Below are 19,568 nucleotides of genomic sequence, written 5' to 3'. Positions count from 1 at the left end.
CCTGCGCATGCAACGGAATGACGCTCTTGCATCACGCTATTGATGCCGAAGGCGATGGTCACGTGCAGACGGGCAATCCATTGCATGTCGACGTGACGGCTTACCTTCTCGCTCGCGGAGCCGACCCGCTTCGCCGAACCACTGATTCCACGCGGGAGACGGCAGAGGAGATGGCTCAAGGCTACGGTCATTGGCTGGCGCTCGCCCTGATCGAAGCATGGAAGCAGCAATGGCGTCGGCGGTCTGGTATGTGAATCCCATCGGGGGCGATGGCACGGCTGGTCGGGGACCCGGGCTCAGGTGCGCACGAGAGAACCCTCAAGCAGGAGCGCCACTAAGCGCTGCGCCAGCCCGATCCTCGAGTTCGGTGGCACCAGCATGAAAAAAAGCCGCAGGTCGAGCCCCTTCGAAGCAAAGTCGGGAGGACAGGATTTGCTCAGCGCAGTGCCGCATCAGCATAGTCGCTGGTCGGCACGGAGCGGAAATCCTCAATTAGGAGGGTGGCAGGCTGATCTTGTGTTCCGTCGGCAACGGTCAAGCCCTGCCAATGCTCAAGTACTGTCTATGTCGACGACGGCAGCGATCGACACTGACAATCAGAGCGTGGTCCCCAAGCAATGGCCGGACCGACCTCGTGTTCGCGGGGATATAGGTAGCCAAGGCCGTTCGCTCCTGCGAGCATGGTGGCCGAGCAGTCGACTTGGAGGATGTGGCTGATGGTCGTCGGACAGGCGGATCACGTCATGTGGGGCATCCACAACGACCAGCTGGACATCGATCCGGTCGCTGACGGCGCGGTCCGCATCGGCTGGGACGGCACCGGCGACCTCTCGGACGTCGCGTCGTCCCGCGACGCATTCAAACAGCGTCTTGCCGAGACCATGCCGGAGATCGAGCCCAAAACCATCGCTGGGTCGGCCGGCACGCTCTACCGCTTCGTCCACGAGATCAAAATCGGCGACATCATCGTTACGCCGAACCGCTTGAAGCGGACCCTCAACATCGGACGGGTCAGCGGCCAGTACGAATTCCACCCGTCCTCGCCGGTCCACCGGCACTGGCGGCCGGTCGACTGGCTGAGCGTCGACGTGCCCCGTGACGAGCTGTCCGAATCCGCGCAGAACGAGCTCAGCTCGCTGATCACCCTTTTCAAGATCACCACCGGCCGGGAAGAGATCGAACAGGTCATCGCCAAGCCGTCCACCGCGGAAGCCGACTTCGCCTGGACCGCGTTCTACCCCGAGCTGGCCGACCGGATCCTGGAGTACGCGACCGACCGCGAAGCCCTGCTGGAGAAGGTCTGGTCCGTCGCCGAATCCTCTGGTTTTCCGCACCTGTTCAAATACCTCAAGGGCGACCGTCGTCTCGACGGCAGCTACGGGCCCCTTCGCGACGTCGATCCGTTCACTGTCCTCACCTGCTTCAACCGCGGCATCAAGAATGACGCGCGCGCGGCCATCGCCGCAGCCTTCCGCGCCGAGTTCGGAGTCGGTGCGAAGGCGCCTGCCCAGTTCTCCGGCATCCCGATCGCCAACAATCTGAAGTCGTGGTTCATCCGCTGGGAGGTCGACCGCGGCCCGCATGACATCGACGCTCTTTGGCAGCTGGCGGCCGCCGCCGTCGCGTACGCCAAGAGCGCCGACGAAGCTACTCGCGAGGACCTCGTCAGCGCTTTCGACGAGTGCGCCACCGGTCAGACCCGGCTCCTCACCATGGGGCTGTACTGGATCCGGCCGGACTCATTCGCGGCCTACGACAGCCTCAACGGCAACCTCATCAAGAAGAACCTGCCCGAGCTCGCGGCTCAACTTTCTCTCGGCGCGAAGATCACCGGCGAACAGTTCCTCTCCAACACTGAGGCGGTTCAGGCTTGGCTGTCGTCCGGCGCGGCGCCCTACGACAGGATCTGCGCTCTGTCCTACGCCGCCTTTATTGATTCGCTCGAGCCGGTGGAGGAGTCCGAAGCCGCCGCGTCGCCGAGCGTCCCCGACGCGCCGCTCGCGAAGCCGGCGGAGATCGTCGAAGAGCCAGGCGATCCGTACGACGTCGCGTCCATCCGTGACGACGGGTGCTTCCTCGCGGAGGACGAACTCCAGCCGATGCTCGAGCGGCTCCGTTCGAAGAAAAACCTCGTCCTCCAAGGCCCTCCCGGCACCGGCAAGACCTGGCTCGCGCGCAGACTGGCCTGGGCGCTGTGCGGCGAACGCGATACTGATCGTGTTCAAATCCTCCAGTTCCACCCTTCGCTCGCCTACGAGGACTTCGTCCGTGGCTGGCGTCCTTCCACCAGCACCGCCGGCGGCGGGCTCAGGCTGGAGGACGGTCCGTTCCTGGAAATGTGCCGGCAGGCCGCCGACGACTCGAACCACGACTACGTGCTCGTCGTCGAAGAGATCAACCGCGGCAACCCCGCCCAGGTTCTCGGCGAGCTTCTGACCTTGCTCGAGGTCGACAAACGCCATCGGAGCTCCGCCATGCGGCTCGCCTATCCCCGGAGCCCGGACGAGCGCTTCTTCGTCCCGCCCAACCTGCACCTGATCGGCACCATGAACGTCGCCGACCGGTCGCTCGCGATGGTCGACATGGCGCTGCGACGACGGTTCGCTTTCATCGAACTCCGCCCGCGCCTCGGGGCGGACTGGGTCGAGTACGTCAGCCAGCTGGGCTACGAGCCGAAGCTGCTCGAGACGTACGGTCGCCGCGTCGACGAGCTCAACGAGCAGATCAGCGCCGACAGCGCACTCGGCCGTCAGTACTGCGTCGGCCACTCTTACTTCACCCCAGCCGTACGGCTCGAAGCGACAGGGCTGGATACCAAGGCGTGGTGGCAACGAGTCGTCGAGACGGATGTCCGGCTGCTGCTCGAGGAATACTGGTTCGATCGCAGCCACCTTGCGGAAGAAGCCTGCCAGAAGCTCCTCGGCGAGTAACTGTGCAGATTCCGATCCGGAACCTATGGCTGCTGCAGTTCTTCGCCTCGGAGCTGTTCCGCACCAACGGCCACCGAGCTGTCTCCCCGGAAGACGCTCCGGACGACCTGCCCGACCTCGTCGCCCGCATCCTCGCCGACGAGGCGGCGCAGCGCTTGCACCGCGGACTCTCCGTCGGCTTCCGGCCGATCACCCGCAACGAACGCCGGGTCAAGGGACGGATCAACCAGCTCACCACCGAGCGCCACCAGCTGCTCAACCGCGGCCAGGTGAACTGCACCTACGATGAGATCGTCACGGACATCCCTTCGAACCGGCTCGTCCGAGCGGCTCTCGAACGAGCAGCGATCCTGGTCCCGGGAGAACCGCGATATCGCTCGCTCGCACGGCAAATGGAGGCCGGGGGCGTTCGCGGACCATGCCCGCGGCTCGCGGAGGTTCCGCACCTGCGGCAACAGCGGCTTCTTCAGCGGGATCGCACGATGCTCGCCGCAGCCGAACTGCTCCTGACCCTCGCGATCCCGACGACCGAGACGGGCGATCGATACCTGCCGCTGCCAGCGGACGACGACGGCTACCTGCGAACGTTGTTCGAGCACGCCGCCTACGCCATTTACCGACATCGCCTCACCCCGGACGGCTGGAAGGTGAAGCACGGGCCCATACAGCAATGGGACATCTCGCAGCTCTCCGGCGGCATGCGCGCGGTGCTCCCCAGCATGAAGCTCGACATCGTGCTCCAACACCCGAACCCCGATGACAACGGACCGCGCCGGATTGTCATCGACACCAAGTTCACGTCCGTGACGAAGGCAGGCTACTACCGGGAAGCCACGCTCAAGAGCGAATACCTCTACCAGATCTACGCCTATCTGATGTCCCAGGCCGCAGCCGAAGGAGCCTGCCCGTCCGAAGGGCTCATGCTGCACCCGGTAGTCGACGGCCACTTCGATGAGGAAGTCGTCATTCAAGGCCGACGGATCCGATTCGCGACAGTCGACCTCGCTGCGTCGGGGCGGCGCATCGTGGACGAGTTCCTTTTGGCCTTGTAGCCTCGGCCGGCGGAGACGCGACCCGTGCTATAGGTGGCACGGACTCGTACGGACCTCTGATGAGTTCGACTCTCTCGGGTTTCGAAGAACTTTCCAGATTTGACAGCAATGAATGCTCGCATAGGTGGGTGTACTAACCGCTGAGGGGCGCGCTGGGCTGGTATTCGCTCCGCGAAGAAATCAAAATAGCTCGAACGAGAGTATTCTTGATCGGGCGAAATTGACCGTCTCCGCGGCGAACGCGGCTTCGAGTTCCCGAACCTTTTTCCGGGAGCCGAACAACCCGGGCTTGCCCGATGCGGGAGCGGGGTCCGCTTGGGCTGGTGCCCGTGGGGAATTCGGTTGGGCCTCGAGTGTCCACAACTGCCAGAATTTCGGCGGCGCGGGCCAGTCGGCTGGCGGCTGCCAGCCGGGCGGTGGCGTCCAGTCGGCGGGAACGGCCAGCCGGTTCGGTGGCGGATTGAACCTGTACCCCATGCCGCTGCCCTCCGCAGTTCACGATCACGGCAGGAGTCGCGGTTTCGGGAGAGTGTGTTACACGGTAGCGGCCGCCGCCCCCCGATGCGACTTCTCGAGTCGGAGGCGGCGGTTTCGTCGGCGATCGACGCGCACCCGCGCGGACGGCAGTTCCATTATTCAAGCGGTTGTTCGCGGGCCTGTGGTTCCCGGATATACGGCCCCGCGTCAGTCGTGGACGGTGAGGCAGGCTTGGTGATCGACGTCGGTCCAGCCGAGACATAGCTGCAGGTTGTTCGGAAAGTCGTTGTTCATGAGGAAGTGCTGCTTCAATGTGCCCAGTTTGCTGCAGGTGTAGAGTCCCAATCGAAACATCCGGCCGTTGGCGTACAGCACTGGTGCCGCGCAACTGGAGTCCGCCCAAGGCGGAAGGCCCTCGCTCGCATCGAGAGTGTCGACGTGAAGCTTCTCCCCGTGCACGTTCTCGCAGACCGAGCGGAAACCCAACGGCCCCAACCAGCAGCTATCTCCCGAGTACGGCGTGACGCCGCTCTTCGCGAAATTGGGTGTGTGCTGCGCAGCGGCCGGGATGCCCAAGCAACCCTCCCAGTTGTTGCTCGCTGACGAGCCGGGTTGCGACGTGTAGGCGGTCACCACGTTGTCGGTCTCGACGTTGACGATCACGACGGCGTCGATGTTCGGCGACGAAATGGTGTACGAGACGTTGTTCTGCCCGCTGGCAGGGCCTTCGTACTTGGCGTTCCTCAGCACATGTTCGATGCACCGGACTGTCGTCGTGGTGAATGGCGGGCGGCGGTCGTCGATGTGCCGGACACCGAAACCGGCTTGATCACTGACGTCATGGCGGCCACAGCGCAGGTTGACGGTGCGGAAGGTGTCCGTGTTGCGCACCGATGTGACCAAGTAGTCCTCGGCAGTGCCAGGTTTGAAGCAGTCCTGATATCCCTTGATCGGTGCGGCCGCAGTCGCGATGGTGTTCGCTGCGAGCAGCGCCCCTGTCGTGATGATGGCCAGTATTCCGAGGCGTCTGAAAATGTCGGCAAAGCCCGGCGATCTCATGATAGTTCCCGAATCCTTCCTGACAACGTGAACGAAGCATTGCGGTTTCTGCGGGATGTCAGCCGAGCGCGCGGCGGAGTTCGGTGACAGCTGTGTCTGGGAATGGGTGTGGCCAGCCCGGGATGACGCCTCCCGGTTTCATTGCCGAGCTGACGGTCTCGTAGCCGCGCAGGAAGGCGCTGGCGAGTTCGTGGCGCGGCGCGACCTGTCGTAGCAGCACTTCGCCTCGTTCGGGTGTCCAGTCCGGCGCGGTGATCCAGGTGCGGATCGCCACCGCGTGCACCACCAGCGCTAGGTGGTCCGCTACTGGCGAGGCGAAGTCCAGGAAGACTCCGCCTGGTTCATCGCCCCACAGCACGGACTGCAACTCCACCACCGGTCTCGGGCGTGCGAGGTTCGCGACGGCCTGCGCGAGGTCTCCGAAGGCGTCGTTGAGCCCCGTTGCGTGGAAGGTTTGCCGTTGAGGACCGGAGCCCAGCGTCAGCCTGCACCAGGCCGAGCTGAATTCGAACGTGACGTCATCAGTCATGGCGCAATTCTCCCTGACCGGTCGGACACCATTTTTCCGGGCAGGTGTCCGGCTGTTCTCCCGGGCGAATGATCAGATCAACGTCTCGACCCGGGGCGGGCCTAACTGATCTCGCGTCTGCAGGTAGTTCTTGTGATGCCCCTGGCCCATTCCGGCCGCACGGCGGGCAGGCTCAGGAGCGAGCGCAACCGCCGGTGGTCGGCTTCCGGCCGTCCCAAGGGAAACCGATGTCTAGCAAAGTCTTGCTGGTGTGAGCCGCGTGATTCCTGTGCGGACGCGGTGCCGTGCGCACGCGGTGCCGCAAGCGTCGCGGCGGCGAGCACCGTCCGGGTGGCTCTTCGCTGATAATTGTTCTGACCACAGCTGTTCTCCCCGTTGCTCAAGGAACCGAACACATACGAGCAGACGCGAAGCACCGGCTGGCGCTCCGATCCGCACCTCGCAGTGACGCTGACACCGCATATTCGCAGCGGTGCGGCGAATGAATCCCCCTGCATGCAGCTGGTTCTCCCGGTCAAGCTCTGCGATCCTGACATTCCCACAACTGCCAGGATTGACGCAAGAACGGTTGGCGCACGATAGACGAGTGAACGTCGCCGCCGTTCGCTGGCTGTTTCGAATCCCTCCGTCGCGCGCGGAACGGTCAGTCGAAACCGGAAGAGAAACTGCCTGGAGAACCGATTGCGGGGAGTCGTGACGATTTCGCATGTCTCACCCGCGAATATTATTCGCGCTTGTGTCGGCCCGCTAGAATGGATTCGCGGCTGGCGCACGCTTGTTTCCGCGGATCTGCCCGGCGACAGGGCTCTCCCGTCGGAGGCTCGGTCCGGAAGTCGGCGGAGCATGATCTTGATGCCGTTCGGCAAGAGTGGAGTGCTGCGGGGGCGGTCGCTGAGCCACAGTCTGGTGGCGGTGTCGGCGTAGGGCTGACGCGCTCTGACGCGGAGGCAGCGGCCGACGGCTGCGCTGAAGGGGTGCGGACGCCATTTGCTGCCTTTGCCGAGGACGTTGACGACACGACGGGACAGGTCGATGTTGGCGATTTCGGAGAGGCAGACGCCGGTGTCCCAGATCAACTGGATGATGGCTTCGTCGCGGCGGCTGTGGAAGTCGCGGCTTTGGCAGTCCCGGCGCACCTGCTTGATGAATTGCACCGCGATGATGGGTATCGGCTGGTCCGGAATGTGCGGCGGGTTCATGCGGGCCCTCGGGTGGTGCTCGATCTCCTCTTCGGCCAGGAGCCGGTTGAACCGCGCGCTCAAGGCTCGGCAGTTGTTGTTCGCGTTGCCGGGGCTGGTGGCGGCGAGGCGATAGGCGATCCACCGTTTGACGTGGTTTGGTTCGTAGTCTGCCGGTTCGGGCGTAACGGAAGCCAGCCACGCTTCGGGGTCGTCCGGCGGCGCGACGGGGTCGGCGAGACAGTTGTGGAAGAAGCGCACGGTGTTGCAGTAACCGTGGATGGTGCGTGGCTCTTGCTCTCCGCCTCGAGTGACATAGCCCACTCGTCGATCAACGCCTGCCAGGCCGGCGGAGCGGACTTCAGAGCTCGGGTGCGCAGGTGAAAATCCTCAAACAGGAGGGTCACTGAGCGCGGTGCCAGCACCCGCCCCGCGCATGGCGGCACGAAAAAGGGGCTGAACCCGCAGGTCCAGCCCCTCCAAAAGCAGGGTCGGGATGACAGGATTTGAACCTGCGACCCTCCGCTCCCAAAGCGGATGCGCTACCAAGCTGCGCCACATCCCGGCACCCCCGAAGCCTCCGGAAACCCCGGTACCCGGGGGGTGTACGACCCACCCTAGCGGGCACGCTAAGCTGGCTTCGCTCCCGGGTCACCGAGGGCGCTGCGGGTGTAGCTCAATGGTAGAGCCCTAGTCTTCCAAACTAGCTACGCGGGTTCGATTCCCGTCACCCGCTCCAACGGTTCCACATCAGAGGACGAAGACGCCGCATCCGCCTCCAGGCGGGCGGCGATCACGTCCAGCAGCAGGTCAGTGTCCACCGGCTTCGTGATGTAGTCGTCCGCTCCCGAGGCCAGGGTTCGTTCGCGGTCTTCCTCCGTCGCTTTCGCTGTGACGGCGATCACGGGCAGATCTTCGTGGGCCGCTTCGGCTCGGATTGCGGCGATGGTCGCGTTGCCGTCCAGTTCCGGCATCATCACGTCCATCAGCACCAGTGCGGTGTCCTCATGGCGTTCCAGGGCCCGGATTCCGGCCACGCCGGTGTCGGCGTAGATGACTTCCAATCCCGCCTGTTCCAGGACCGCTGCGAGGGCGAAGACGTTGCGCAGGTCGTCGTCGACGATGAGGACCTTTTCGCCGTTGAAGCGCTTCGGGGCGCTGTTCGGCTCTGCCACGGTGATGGTGCTCGGCAGGACCGGCAGCTTGGGGGTGGGGCGCACGGGCGTCGTCGGGGCGATCAGGTTCGCGGCGCCCACCGGCAGGTACAGCGTGAAGGTGCTGCCTCGGCCGGGGACGCTGCTGACGCGCAGTTCGCCGCTCAGCAGTTCCGTGAGCTGCTGGCTGATCGACAGGCCCAGGCCGGTGCCGCCGTATTTGCGGCTGGTCGTTCCATCCGCCTGGCGGAAGGCGTCGAAGATGACTTCCAGCTTCTCCTCGGGAATGCCGATGCCGGTGTCCTCGACGCCGAACGCGATGATCCCGGCCGCCGAGCGCAGGGATTCCTGCTCGACCTCCTCGGGGTCCGCCATCCGGATGTGCAGGCGCACGCCGCCCTCGTCGGTGAACTTCGCGGCGTTCGACAACAGGTTCCGGAGCACCTGCTGGAGGCGGTGTTCGTCGGTGTGCACGCTGCCGGGCACCGGCGGGTCGATCAGGACCGCGAATTCCAGGCCCTTGTCCGCGGTCAGCGGGCGGCACAGCGATTCGACGTAGTTCACCAGCTCCGGCAGCGTCACGTCGGACATCTGCAGGTCCAGCTTTCCGGCCTCGACCTTCGCCAGGTCCAGGATGTCGTTGATCAGCTGCTGCAGATCGCTGCCCGCCGCCCAGATCGTCTTCGCGAACTGGATCTGCTTCTCCGTGAGGTTGCCCTCCGGATTCTCCGACAGCAGTTTCGCCAGGATCAGCGCACTGTTGAGCGGCGTTCGCAGCTCGTGCGACATGTTCGCCATGAACTCGTTCTTGTACTGCGACGCGACCGTCAGCTGCCCGGCCCGCTCCTCGAGTTCTTGGCGGGCCTGTTCGATCTCGATGTTCTTGACCTCGATGTCGCGGTTCTGCTGGGCCAGCAGCGCCGCCTTCTCGGCCAGCTCGGTGTTCGACCGGCGCAGTTCGCCCTGCTGGGCCTGCAGCTGCTCGGACCGTGCGCGCAGTTCCTGGGCCAGCCGCTGCGATTCGGTCAGCAGCGCCTCGGTGCGCGAGTTCGACAGGATCGTGTTCACGTTGACGCCGATCGTGTGCCGCAGCTGCTCCAGCAGATCCAGGTGCACCGCGGAGAACTCGTTGACCGACGCCAGTTCCAGCACGCCGAGCACCTCGCCCTGGAACAGCACCGGCAGCACGATCACGTTCACCGGCGGGGCCGAGCCGAGCCCGGACGACACCAGCGCGTACTCCGGGGGAGCGCCGTTGACCAGTATCGTCCGCCGGTCCACCGCGGCCTGGCCGATCAGCGATTCGCCGAGCCGGAACCGCAGCCCGGTGCGGGCCTGGGCGAGGCCGTAGGCGGCGATGCAGTCGAGCAGCTTGTCCGGGTCGCCCGCGTCCTCGTCGTCGTGCGCGATGAAGAACGCGCCTTGCTGCGCGCTCACCAGCGGGGCCAGCTCGGACAGGATCAGCGTCGCCACCGACGCGAGGTCGCGGTGGCCCTGCATCCGGCCGGACAGCCGCGCCAGGTTCGTCTTCAGCCAGTCCTGTTCGCGGTTCGCGGAGGTGGTCTCCTTGAGGTTCGCGATCATCTGGTTGATGTTGTCCTTGAGGTCTGCCAGCTCGCCGGACGCGTCCACGGTGATGTGCCGGGTCAGATCGCCCGCGGTCACCGCCGTGGCGACCTGGCCGATCGCGCGGACCTGCGTGGTCAGGTTGCCCGCCAGCTGGTTCACGCTCTCGGTCAGCCGCTTCCAGGTGCCGGACACGCCCTCGACCTCGGCCTGGCCGCCCAGCTTGCCCTCGGTGCCGACTTCTCGGGCGACCCGGGTGACCTCCGCGGCGAACGCGGACAGCTGGTCGACCATCGTGTTCATCGTGGTCTTGAGTTCGAGGATTTCGCCGCGGGCGTCGACGTCGATCTTGCGGGAGAGGTCGCCGCGCGCGACCGCCGTCGTGACCTGCGAGATGTTCCGGACCTGGCTGGTCAGGTTGTGCGCCATGAAGTTGACGTTCTCAGTCAGGTCCTTCCAGGTCCCGGCCACGCCGGGCACCCGCGCCTGACCGCCGAGGATGCCTTCCGTACCGACTTCGCGGGCGACACGCGTCACCTCGTCGGCGAACGCGCGCAGCGTCTCGACCATGTCGTTCAGCGTCCCGGCCAGCGCCGCGACCTCGCCCGCCGCGTCGATGGAGATCTTCTTCGACAGGTCGCCGTTCGCCACCGCGCTCGCCATCGTGGCGATGCTCCGCACCTGCACGGTGAGGTTGTCGGCCATGACGTTCACGTTGTCGGTGAGGTCTTTCCAGATCCCCGCGACGCCGGGGACGCGCGCCTGGCCGCCCAGCCGGCCCTCGGTGCCGACCTCGCGGGCGACACGGGTGACCTCGTCCGCGAAGGCGGACAGCTGGTCGACCATCGTGTTCAGGATGTTCTTGAGCTCAAGAATTTCGCCGCGCGCGTCGACGGTGATCTTCTGCGTCAGGTCGCCGCGCGCCACGGCGGAGGTGACCTGGGAAATGTTCCGCACCTGGTCGGTGAGGTTGTTGGCCATGAAGTTGACGTTGTCGGTGAGGTCCTTCCAGGTCCCCGCCACGCCCGGCACGGTCGCCTGACCGCCGAGTTTTCCTTCCGTGCCAACTTCTCGCGACACTCGGGTGACCTCGTCGGCGAAGGACGAGAGCTGGTCGACCATCGTGTTCAGCGTCGTCTTCAGCTCGAGGATTTCGCCGCGCGCGTCGACCGCGATCTTCTTCGTCAGGTCGCCTCGCGCCACCGCCGTCGCGACCTGCGCGATGTTGCGGACCTGCGCGGTGAGGTTGTTGGCCATGAAGTTCACCGAGCCGGTCAGGTCGCGCCAGATGCCGGCGACCCCGGGCACGGTGGCCTGGCCGCCCAGCTGCCCTTCGGTACCCACTTCGCGGGCCACGCGGGTGACCTCGTCGGCGAACGACGAGAGCTGGTCGACCATCGTGTTCATCGTGGTCTTGAGTTCGAGGATCTCGCCGCGCGCGTCCACGGTGATCTTCTGCGTCAGGTCGCCCTTCGCGACCGCGGTGGTCACGTGCGAGATGTTGCGGACCTGGTCGGTCAGGTTGTCGGCCATCTGGTTGACCGAGTCGGTCAGGCCGCGCCAGGTGCCGGCTGCGCCGGGGACCTCCGCCTGACCGCCGAGGCGGCCGTCGCTGCCGACTTCGCGGGCGACTCGGGTGACCTCGTCGGCGAAGGACGAGAGCTGGTCGACCATGGTGTTCAGCGTCGTCTTCAGCTGCAGGATTTCGCCGCGCGCGTCGACGTCGATCTTCTTCGTCAGATCGCCCGCCGCGACCGCCGTGGCGACCTGCGAGATGTTGCGGACCTGGTCGGTCAGGTTGTCCGCCATCAGGTTCACCGAGTCGGTGAGGTCGCGCCAGGTGCCCGCGACGCCCGGCACCCGCGCCTGGCCGCCGAGGCGTCCTTCGGAACCGACCTCTCGCGACACCCGGGTGACCTCATCGGCGAACGACGAGAGCTGGTCGACCATCGTGTTGATGGTGTTCTTCAGCTCGAGGATCTCGCCTCGGGCGTCGACGTTGATCTTCTGCGTCAGGTCGCCGCGGGCCACCGCGGTGGTGACCGAGGCGATGTTCCGGACCTGCTCGGTGAGGTTGTCGGCGAGGAAGTTGACCGAGTCAGTGAGGTCGCGCCAGGTGCCGGCCACGCCGGGGACCTCGGCCTGGCCGCCGAGCCGGCCTTCGCCGGCGATCTCGCGGGACAGCCGGATCACCTCGGCGGCGAACCGCGACAGCTGCGCGTTGAGGCCGTTCACGGTCTTCGCCAGCTCGGCGTACTGCCCGCGCAGCGGACGGCCGTCCAGCTGCAGCGCCATCGGCTGCGACAGATCGCCCTCGGCGACCGCGCCGAGCACCCGGTCCAGCTCCACGACCGGACGGCTGACGTCCTCGATCAGCCCGTTGACCGTGTCGACCGCGGTGGCCCAGCCGCCGGGGCCGATCTCGGTGCGCACGCGCTCGGTGAGCTTGCCTTCCTGCCCCACCTCGTCGCGCACCCGCATGAGTTCCGTCACGAGCCGCTGGTTGCGCTCGGCGATGTCGTTGAACGCCGAAGCCAGCCGGGCGGTGATCCCGTCGCCGTGCGCCACGAACCGCCGCCGGAAGTTGCCGTCCCCGAGGTCGTGGACAGCGCCGAGCAGCCGCTCCAGCGCCGCGACCTCGCTTGCCGGGACGAGTTCCGGTTCCTGGGCCCCGGAGTTCCGGGGGTTCCCGGAAGTCTGGAGGGACTCTGTCATCTTTGCCGACCTTCCCACCACGCGTGTGCCAGCCATGGTCGTTGACCCAGCGTGCCATGGTTCGCCCTACACTTCGACCCAGTCCGCCCGCGCACACTGTGCCAACCTGGAAGGACCAGGACCGTCAGGTCGACCCGGAGGCAGGAGGTTCGTGCATGGTGTCACGGCCCGCTCCGGCGTCGGCCCTGCCACCCGGCGCCGAGCTGCCCGGGCACGCCGGATTCTGGCGCTCGGTGCTCGACGACGTGCGGGAGCCGGTGTTCCTGCAGGATCCCGAAGGCGCGCTGCGCTGGGCGAACGCGGCCGCCGAGCGGCTCGGCCCGGCGGAGCTCGTCAGCGTGACCGAGACCACCGGCAAGGTCGGCCACCGGCCGGCCAAGGTCCGGGTGCTCCCCGGCGGCTGGCGCGCCTGGACCGTGGTCGACGACGGCCGCCGCCGTCCGGAAGAGTTCCTCGCCGAGGCCGGTCCGAAACTGGCGCTCGCGCGCGGACGGCACGGCACGGCCCGGGTGATCGCGGAGCTGGCGGCGTCCGCTTTGGGCGATTGCGCCTTCGTGCTGCTGCCGACGACCCGCGGCCGCTGGGAGTGGTGGAGCTGCACCGAGCACGGCGCGGCTGGCCACGGCCGGATCCGGCGGGTGCCCCCGCAGCTCGCGCCGGTGGTGTCCGACGCGGTCGCCGACGTCGCCCGGCCCGAGATCCGCGCGGTGCCCGCGACCGAGGTCGCGGCGTTGCCCGCGGCGGTCGCCGAGCCGTTCGAAGGCCATCTCGAGGTTTCGGTGGTCTCGTTCGGCTCCGGCATGGCGGGCGCGGTGCTGCTCGGCAGGCGCGGCGAGCCCGCGTTCGGCGTGGCGCAGGGCCAGGCGGTCGAGGCGTTCGCGGACGCGGCAGGCACGGCGCTGGCCAACGCGCAGCGCTATGCCAGCCAGGAGGAAGCCACTCGCGGGCTTGAATCGACGTTGCTGCCGACGCCGCCCGCGCAGGTCGACGGCGCGAATTTCGAGCTGTGGTACGAACCCGCCGGTGGAGTGCTCGGCGTGGGCGGCGATTTCTACGACGTTCTCTCCCGCGACGACGGCAGCGCGTTCGTGGTCGTCGGCGACATCTGCGGCAAGGGAGCCGAGGCGGCCGCGCTGACCGGCCGGGTGCGGCATTCGCTGGCCGCGCTGCACCTCGTCGAACGCGACGGCCGCACGATGCTGCGGCTGCTCAACGAACTCCTGATCTCCGGCGGCAGCAACCGGTTCGCGACGCTCGTGCTCGGTTCGGTCGAGGCCGCGGAATCCGGCCTCGACGTCACGCTCGCCTCCGGCGGCCATCCCGCCCCGCTCGTGCTGCGGCGCGGGGGAGGGGTCGAGGAGATCAGCGTGCCCGGCACCTTGGTCGGCGTGTCGCCGCAGGCCCGCTTCGCGGAGGCGACGACGCACCTGAACGAGGGCGACGTCTGCCTGCTTTACACCGACGGCGTCACCGAAGCCCGCAACCGCACGGAATCCACCGAACTGTTCGGCGACGAACGGCTCTACACGGTGCTGGAGGACTGCGTCGGGCAACCGGCGCGGGAAGTCGTGCGCCGGTTGCGCGAGGCGGTGCGGGAGTGGCTCGGGAATTCCGGCCACGACGACATCGCGGTGCTGGCGATCGAGGCCGCACCGCGCGCGGAGTAAGCCAGAATTTCCTTGCCCGGCAACGGGAAGTTCACTTCCCGGGCTGGACTTCCGGCTCCGGTTCGGCCTTCTCGTCTTTGGCCGGAGCAGTCTCGACGTCGTGTTTCGGCTCGGCGGCGCGAGCGGCTTCCGGGTGCTCGAAGTGTTCTCGGCACTGCCGCCCGAATCGACGCGCGTGCGCGGTCATCGCCTCCACCTCCCCGGTTCGCCACCAGGATCGCGCGCCGGGGACGACTTCGCCACCGAATTGTGCGGCGTCAGCCGACCGGGTGGTGCGTCTGTCTAATGTGGAGTCTTGTCGCTCGGCGGGCCGGTGACCGTGTTCCGGGGCGGTTTCGTCTGTCCTGGCGGGGTTTTCGGCGGGGTCCGGCGCGGCTGGCTCGTCGGGCCGGCCTGGCTTTCCGACGCCGGTGCGGTCTGGGCCGTCGTGCCGGGCGGAACAGTTGTGGTCTGCGCGGGTGTCGCCGCGTTCGTCGAACGGACCGGCGGCGAGGACGACGAATGCCGGGGAGACGAGTCCGGTGAATCGGACGGAGCGGAAGAGGGCGGAGAAACCGGAACCGGGGCCGGTTCGGGGCCGGGCGCGGACCCGGTGCCCGGACGAAGCGGGGTCGCCAGCAGCAGCGTCCCCGCGGCGACCAGCACCACCGGCAGGCCCGCCGCGAGCACCGCGCGCCGCCGCGAGACCCGGTGGCGGCGACAGAAGACCGCCAGTCGCGTCTTGATCGGAAGCCGCAACGTTTCCGTACCGCGCAAGGCACGCGCCACGGCGGTCGCGGAGGGTCTTTCTTCCGGGTCGCGCATGGTCATCGCACGCAGAGTCCGCGCCAGCGGTTCCGGCGTGCCCGGCGGCACTCGCGGCGACCGATGCAGCCGCACCACCGCGGTTTCCGCCGCCGTGCCCGGGTATTCGCGGACACCGGTGAGGCATTCCAGGAGCACGAGCCCCAGTGCGTACACGTCCGAAGCCGGGCCGGGGTGCTCGCCCAGCACCTGCTCCGGCGACAGGTAGGCCGCCGTTCCGACGACCGCGCCGGTGTCGGTCACGCGGGTCGCGTCCACGATGCGCGCGACGCCGAAGTCGGCGATCCGCGGGCCGTCGTCGGACATGAGGATGTTGGCCGGCTTGAGATCCCGGTGGGTCACTTCGTGCGCGTGCACGTGGGCGAGCGCTTCGGCCAGCTGTGCGCCCAGCTCCACGACCTGGTCGGCGGGCAGTGGTCCGGACCGCAGCCATTCGGACAGGTTGGGCCCGTGCACGCAGTCCATGACGAGGTACGCGTGCCCCTCGTCGACCCCGGCGTCGACGAATCCGACCAGCCCCGGGTGCCGCACCGCACGCAACGCCGCGATCTCCTGGTCCCGGCGGTTGCGGCCCAGCTCGACCGCTCCGGCGTGGAACAGCTTCACCGCGACCGCGGCACCGGTTTCGCGGTCTTCCGCCTGGTGGACGCAGGCCGTCGCGCCCTCGCCGATCCGCTCGCCGACCTCGTACCGGCCGTCCAGGACCAGCGGCGCGGGCCCGTATCGGCCCAGCGCGAACCGTCTCGCGGTGGTGGCCGCGTCCGAATCGCCAGCGCCGGTCATTCGCCGATCACCTTTCCCCCGGGTAGCGGGGACAACTTACTCGCCGGACGGCGAGGGCAAAAGCAGTGGCGCGGTTCGGGGGACCCCGCACGGGGGCGTGCCGCCGTCTACGCGCGGCGCGCGATGCCTGCTCCGCCATGCTCCGGACAGCGGATTGACCTCGCGGGCGGTGCGGTCGAGGTTCTGCGGCGACCCTCCTGGAGTTTCGCGGGTACAGTGGCACCTGGGTATTACCGGCGCGCGCAATACTTGCCGAGCAGCGCGTGCTGGTGATGCTGCTGGACAAGCTCATCTCCGGCCGGGCGGGCTTCGCCACCCGCCGCTAACCCTTTCCCCAGGCCAGCGAGTGGACTAGGCTGGCCTGAAAGTAGTACATACTTTGATTACTTCGCGCCGAGGAGGCGACCCATGGCCTACTACCGCAGCGCGGGCAGCATCCCGCCTAAGCGGCACACCCAGCACCGCACGCCCGAAGGCGGGCTCTATTCCGAGGAACTGATGGGCGAGGAGGGCTTCTCGTCGGACTCGTCGCTGCTATACCACCGCGGCATCCCGTCCGCGATCGTCGACGCGACGCCATGGGAACTGCCGGACCAGACGCTCACCGAGAACCGGCCGCTCAAGCCGTTGCACCTCAAGCTGCACACGCTGTTCCCGGGCCAGGAATGGAAGAGCGCGGACGTCGTGAACCACCGCCGGCTCGTGCTCGGCAACGGCGACGTGCGCATCTCCTACGTCGCCGCCGGCGAGGCTTCTCCGTTGTACCGCAACGCGATCGGCGACGAATGCGTTTACGTCGAGTCCGGTGAAGCGGTCGTCGAGACGGTGTTCGGCGCACTGCCCGCCCGCGCTGGCGACTACGTGCTCCTCCCCCGCGCCACCACGCACCGCTGGGTGCCGAAGGGCCCGGAACCGTTGCGCGCCTACGTGATCGAGGCGAACTCGCACATCGCGCCGCCGAAGCGTTACCTGTCGCGCTACGGCCAGTTGCTGGAGCACGCGCCGTACTGCGAGCGCGACCTGCACGGCCCGGCCGAGCCGCTGCTCGTCGAGGGCACCGACGTCGAGGTGCTGGTGAAGCACCGCGGCTCGCGCGGCGTCGTCGGCACGCGCTACGTGTACCCGACGCACCCGTTCGACGTGGTCGGCTGGGACGGCTGTCTCTACCCGTACACGTTCAACATCTCGGACTTCGAGCCCATCACCGGCCGCGTGCACCAGCCGCCGCCCGTGCACCAGGTGTTCGAGGGCAACAACTTCGTCATCTGCAACTTCGTCCCGCGCAAGGTCGATTACCACCCGCTGTCGATCCCGGTGCCCTACTACCACTCCAATGTGGACTCCGACGAGGTGATGTTCTACTGCGGCGGGAACTACGAGGCGCGCAAGGGTTCCGGCATCGGGCAGGGCTCGATCAGCCTGCACCCCGGCGGGCACAGCCACGGCCCGCAGCCGGGCGCGGTGGAACGCTCGATCGGCGCGGAGTTCTTCGACGAACTGGCCGTCATGGTCGACACGTTCCGCCCGCTGGAAATCGGCGAGGGCGGCCACGCGAGCGACGACCCCGGCTACGCCTGGACCTGGGCAGGACGGGGACCGCAGTCGTGACCGACGCACTGACCCGCGGCCTGCTCGACGACGCGGCCGTCTTCCCGCCGGGCCTCGCACCGCTGCCGGACGCCGTCGCCGCGCACGACCGGCACACCGCTTCCGGGTACGCCGCGATGGTCGGCCCGCTGGTGGTCGCCGCGTCCGGTTTGGCGGAGCTGGCCGAAGTCGTCGCAGGCCGCTCGACGACCCTGCCGCTCACCGTGACGCTGCCCGCCGGGCCGGGCGGGATCGCCGACGTGCTCAAGGCCGTCGACGGCTTGCCGGTGTCCGTCGAATCGCTGGAAATCGCGGTGCCGCAAGGAATGAGCGTCGCCGAGTTTCTGTCCGCAGTGGACGGTTGCCCGGTTCCGGTCGCCGTGGAGATCCCGCGCGACGACCGCCGAGTCCCGTTGCTGCAGGCGCTTTCCGGCACCCCGCACAAAGCGAAGTTCCGCACCGGCGGCACCTCGGCCGAGTACTACCCGGACGAGGCCGAGCTGGCCGCCGCGATCCGCGCGACCGCCGAGGCAGGCGTGCCGTTCAAGGCAACCGCGGGGCTGCACCACGCGATCCGCAACACCGATCCGACGACCGGTTTCGAGCAACACGGGTTCCTCAACCTGCTTCTTGCCGCTGAGGCGGTCGACCGGGGCGCCGAGGACGAGGAAGTCGTCGCGCTGCTTGCGGAACGCGACGGTGCTGCGGTCGCCGACCGCATCCGCGCACTGGCCCCGGAACGCCTGGCCGCGGCCCGCACGCAGTTCACCTCGTTCGGCACCTGCAGCATCACCGACCCGCTCACCGAACTGACAGACCTAGGCCTGATCGGAGCCACCGCATGACCGTGCTCGACATCCCCGCCGGCTCCCCTTTCGGCGTCGAAAACCTGCCGTACGGCGTTTTCTCGGCAGGCGACGGCAGTCCCCGAGTGGGCGTGCGCGTGGGCGAGCACGTGCTGGACCTGTCGATCGCCCTTGGCGACGCGGTCTTCGCCGAGCCGACGCTGAACGCCTTCATGGCGCAGGGCTACGACCGCTGGGTCGAGGTCCGTACGCGGCTGCAGACGCTGGTCACCGGCGAGGTGCCCGCCGAAGCCGTGCACGCGATCGGCGACGTCACCCTGCACCTGCCGATCGATGTCGCCGATTACGTGGACTTCTACGCCTCGGAACACCACGCGTCGAACGTCGGCCGCCTGTTCCGTCCGGACGCGGAACCGTTGCTGCCCAACTGGAAACACCTCCCGGTCGGCTACCACGGCCGCTCCGGGACGGTCTACGTGTCCGGCACCGACGTGGTCCGCCCGAGCGGCCAGCGCAAGGGCGAGGACGGTCCGGTCTTCGGCCCGAGCACCCGCCTGGACATCGAGGCGGAACTGGGCTTCATCGTCGGCGCGGGCACCCCCGCCAACACTCCGATCTCGCCCGACGACTTCCCTCGCCACGTCTTCGGCGCGGTCCTGCTGAACGACTGGTCGGCCCGCGACATCCAGGCCTGGGAGTACGTCCCGCTGGGCCCGAACCTGGGCAAGAGCTTCGCCACGTCGATCTCGCCGTGGGTGGTCCCGATCCTGGCGCTGGCCGAGGCCCGGGTCCCACTGCCCGGCCAGACGTCGCCGGAACCCCTGCCCTACCTGCGGGAATCGTCGCCGTGGGGCCTGGACATCACCCTGACGGTGCAATGGAACGGCCAGGAGGTCGCCCGCCCGCCGTACCGCGAGATGTACTGGTCCCCCGCGCAGATGCTGGCGCACCTGACCGTCAACGGCGCCTCCGCCCGCACCGGCGACCTCTACGGTTCGGGCACCATCTCCGGTGCGGAACCGGCCGAACGGGGCTCGTTCCTGGAACTTTCGTGGGGCGGCCGGGACCCGCTGACCGTCAACGGCGAATCCCGCACCTTCCTGCAGGACGGTGACGAGGTCGCCATCACCGGTGCCGCAACCACGAGCAGCGGCGCGACGCTGGGCTTCGGCGAAGTCCGGGGCCGCATCCTCCCCGCCAAGTAACCAAAAGCCGTGAGGGGAACCCTGAGGGAATCAGATTCCCTCAGGGTTCCCCTCAC

General features: G+C 67.7%; 13 protein-coding genes and 2 tRNA genes. 8 read left to right on the top strand and 7 right to left on the bottom strand.

Translation table 11 applies throughout. The features are described from left to right. The first annotated feature begins 17 nt into the window (after positions 1–17). From ACWDNU_RS25445 to ACWDNU_RS25435, 3 genes are all read left to right on the top strand, one after another. A complete protein-coding gene (locus ACWDNU_RS25445) occupies positions 18–254 on the top strand; it encodes a hypothetical protein (RefSeq protein ID WP_370935540.1) in 237 nt (78 codons plus the stop codon). A gap of 462 nt (positions 255–716) precedes the next feature. Then, positions 717–2,930 (top strand): AAA family ATPase, encoded by a 2,214-nt coding sequence (locus tag ACWDNU_RS25440; RefSeq protein WP_449670724.1) that lies wholly within the window; start codon positions 717–719, stop codon positions 2,928–2,930. Between the two features lie 2 nt (positions 2,931–2,932). Then, positions 2,933–3,982 carry a 5-methylcytosine restriction system specificity protein McrC gene (locus ACWDNU_RS25435; protein WP_449670723.1) on the top strand — a complete coding sequence of 350 codons (1,050 nt, stop codon included), beginning with the start codon at positions 2,933–2,935 and terminating at the stop codon, positions 3,980–3,982. Between the two features lie 684 nt (positions 3,983–4,666). Here ACWDNU_RS25435 and ACWDNU_RS25430 read toward each other — a convergent pair. The 4 genes from ACWDNU_RS25430 to ACWDNU_RS25415 all read right to left on the bottom strand — a co-directional run bounded on the left by ACWDNU_RS25430 (position 4,667) and on the right by ACWDNU_RS25415 (position 7,790). Further along, positions 4,667–5,518 (bottom strand): hypothetical protein, encoded by an 852-nt coding sequence (locus tag ACWDNU_RS25430; RefSeq protein ID WP_370935543.1) that lies wholly within the window; start codon positions 5,516–5,518, stop codon positions 4,667–4,669. 58 nt (positions 5,519–5,576) lie between these two features. Beyond that, complete coding sequence (locus tag ACWDNU_RS25425; protein WP_449670722.1) at positions 5,577–6,047, bottom strand: hypothetical protein; 471 nt, start codon at positions 6,045–6,047, stop codon at positions 5,577–5,579. 101 nt (positions 6,048–6,148) lie between these two features. Next, a complete protein-coding gene (locus tag ACWDNU_RS25420) occupies positions 6,149–7,486 on the bottom strand; it encodes a hypothetical protein (RefSeq protein WP_449670721.1) in 1,338 nt (445 codons plus the stop codon). A gap of 230 nt (positions 7,487–7,716) precedes the next feature. Next, a tRNA-Pro gene (locus tag ACWDNU_RS25415) sits at positions 7,717–7,790 on the bottom strand. A gap of 100 nt (positions 7,791–7,890) precedes the next feature. On the opposite strand from ACWDNU_RS25415, the gene ACWDNU_RS25410 reads away from it, so the two are divergent. Further along, positions 7,891–7,964, top strand: a tRNA-Gly gene (locus ACWDNU_RS25410). On the opposite strand, the gene ACWDNU_RS25405 is transcribed toward ACWDNU_RS25410, so the two are convergent. Further along, positions 7,933–12,660, bottom strand: a complete 4,728-nt coding sequence (locus ACWDNU_RS25405; protein ID WP_370935546.1) for a HAMP domain-containing protein — start codon at positions 12,658–12,660, stop codon at positions 7,933–7,935. The genes ACWDNU_RS25410 and ACWDNU_RS25405 overlap by 32 nt on opposite strands. 155 nt (positions 12,661–12,815) lie before the next feature. Between ACWDNU_RS25405 and ACWDNU_RS25400 the strand changes: the two genes are divergently transcribed. After that, positions 12,816–14,327 carry a SpoIIE family protein phosphatase gene (locus tag ACWDNU_RS25400; protein ID WP_370935547.1) on the top strand — a complete coding sequence of 504 codons (1,512 nt, stop codon included), beginning with the start codon at positions 12,816–12,818 and terminating at the stop codon, positions 14,325–14,327. 31 nt (positions 14,328–14,358) lie between these two features. Here ACWDNU_RS25400 and ACWDNU_RS25395 read toward each other — a convergent pair whose 3' ends face one another. Further along, positions 14,359–14,514, bottom strand: coding sequence for a hypothetical protein (locus ACWDNU_RS25395; RefSeq protein WP_449670720.1), 156 nt, complete (start codon positions 14,512–14,514; stop codon positions 14,359–14,361). 95 nt (positions 14,515–14,609) lie between these two features. Beyond that, positions 14,610–15,914, bottom strand: coding sequence for a serine/threonine-protein kinase (locus tag ACWDNU_RS25390; RefSeq protein WP_449670719.1), 1,305 nt, complete (start codon positions 15,912–15,914; stop codon positions 14,610–14,612). Positions 15,915–16,322: 408 nt separating this feature from the next. Between ACWDNU_RS25390 and ACWDNU_RS25385 the strand changes: the two genes are divergently transcribed. From ACWDNU_RS25385 to fahA, 3 genes are read left to right on the top strand one after another with little or no spacing between them, the layout of a single operon-like run. Then, the gene (locus tag ACWDNU_RS25385) at positions 16,323–17,522 is read left to right on the top strand and encodes a cupin domain-containing protein (protein WP_449670718.1); all 1,200 of its coding nucleotides are present in this window, start codon (positions 16,323–16,325) and stop codon (positions 17,520–17,522) included. Continuing rightward, positions 17,489–18,346, top strand: a complete 858-nt coding sequence (locus ACWDNU_RS25380; RefSeq protein ID WP_449670753.1) for a hypothetical protein — start codon at positions 17,489–17,491, stop codon at positions 18,344–18,346. The genes ACWDNU_RS25385 and ACWDNU_RS25380 overlap by 34 nt, the downstream gene beginning before the upstream one ends. Further along, on the top strand, positions 18,343–19,512 hold the full coding sequence (gene fahA / locus ACWDNU_RS25375) for a fumarylacetoacetase (RefSeq protein ID WP_370935854.1): 1,170 nt from the start codon (positions 18,343–18,345) through the stop codon (positions 19,510–19,512). The genes ACWDNU_RS25380 and fahA overlap by 4 nt, the downstream gene beginning before the upstream one ends. Positions 19,513–19,568 lie beyond the last annotated feature (56 nt).

The sequence above is a fragment of the Amycolatopsis sp. NPDC003676 genome (assembly GCF_053587275.1).
This window is presented reverse-complemented; position numbering and strand designations above follow the sequence as displayed.

Coding starts and splice junctions, on each gene's coding strand:
- ACWDNU_RS25405 (WP_370935546.1), bottom strand. CDS start 12,660: ATGACAGAGTCCCTCCAGACTTCCGGGAACCCCCGGAACTCCGGGGCC.
- ACWDNU_RS25385 (WP_449670718.1), top strand. CDS start 16,323: ATGGCCTACTACCGCAGCGCGGGCAGCATCCCGCCTAAGCGGCACACC.
- ACWDNU_RS25425 (WP_449670722.1), bottom strand. CDS start 6,047: ATGACTGATGACGTCACGTTCGAATTCAGCTCGGCCTGGTGCAGGCTG.
- ACWDNU_RS25390 (WP_449670719.1), bottom strand. CDS start 15,914: ATGACCGGCGCTGGCGATTCGGACGCGGCCACCACCGCGAGACGGTTC.
- fahA (WP_370935854.1), top strand. CDS start 18,343: ATGACCGTGCTCGACATCCCCGCCGGCTCCCCTTTCGGCGTCGAAAAC.
- ACWDNU_RS25400 (WP_370935547.1), top strand. CDS start 12,816: ATGGTGTCACGGCCCGCTCCGGCGTCGGCCCTGCCACCCGGCGCCGAG.
- ACWDNU_RS25430 (WP_370935543.1), bottom strand. CDS start 5,518: ATGAGATCGCCGGGCTTTGCCGACATTTTCAGACGCCTCGGAATACTG.
- ACWDNU_RS25395 (WP_449670720.1), bottom strand. CDS start 14,514: ATGACCGCGCACGCGCGTCGATTCGGGCGGCAGTGCCGAGAACACTTC.
- ACWDNU_RS25445 (WP_370935540.1), top strand. CDS start 18: ATGACGCTCTTGCATCACGCTATTGATGCCGAAGGCGATGGTCACGTG.
- ACWDNU_RS25440 (WP_449670724.1), top strand. CDS start 717: ATGGTCGTCGGACAGGCGGATCACGTCATGTGGGGCATCCACAACGAC.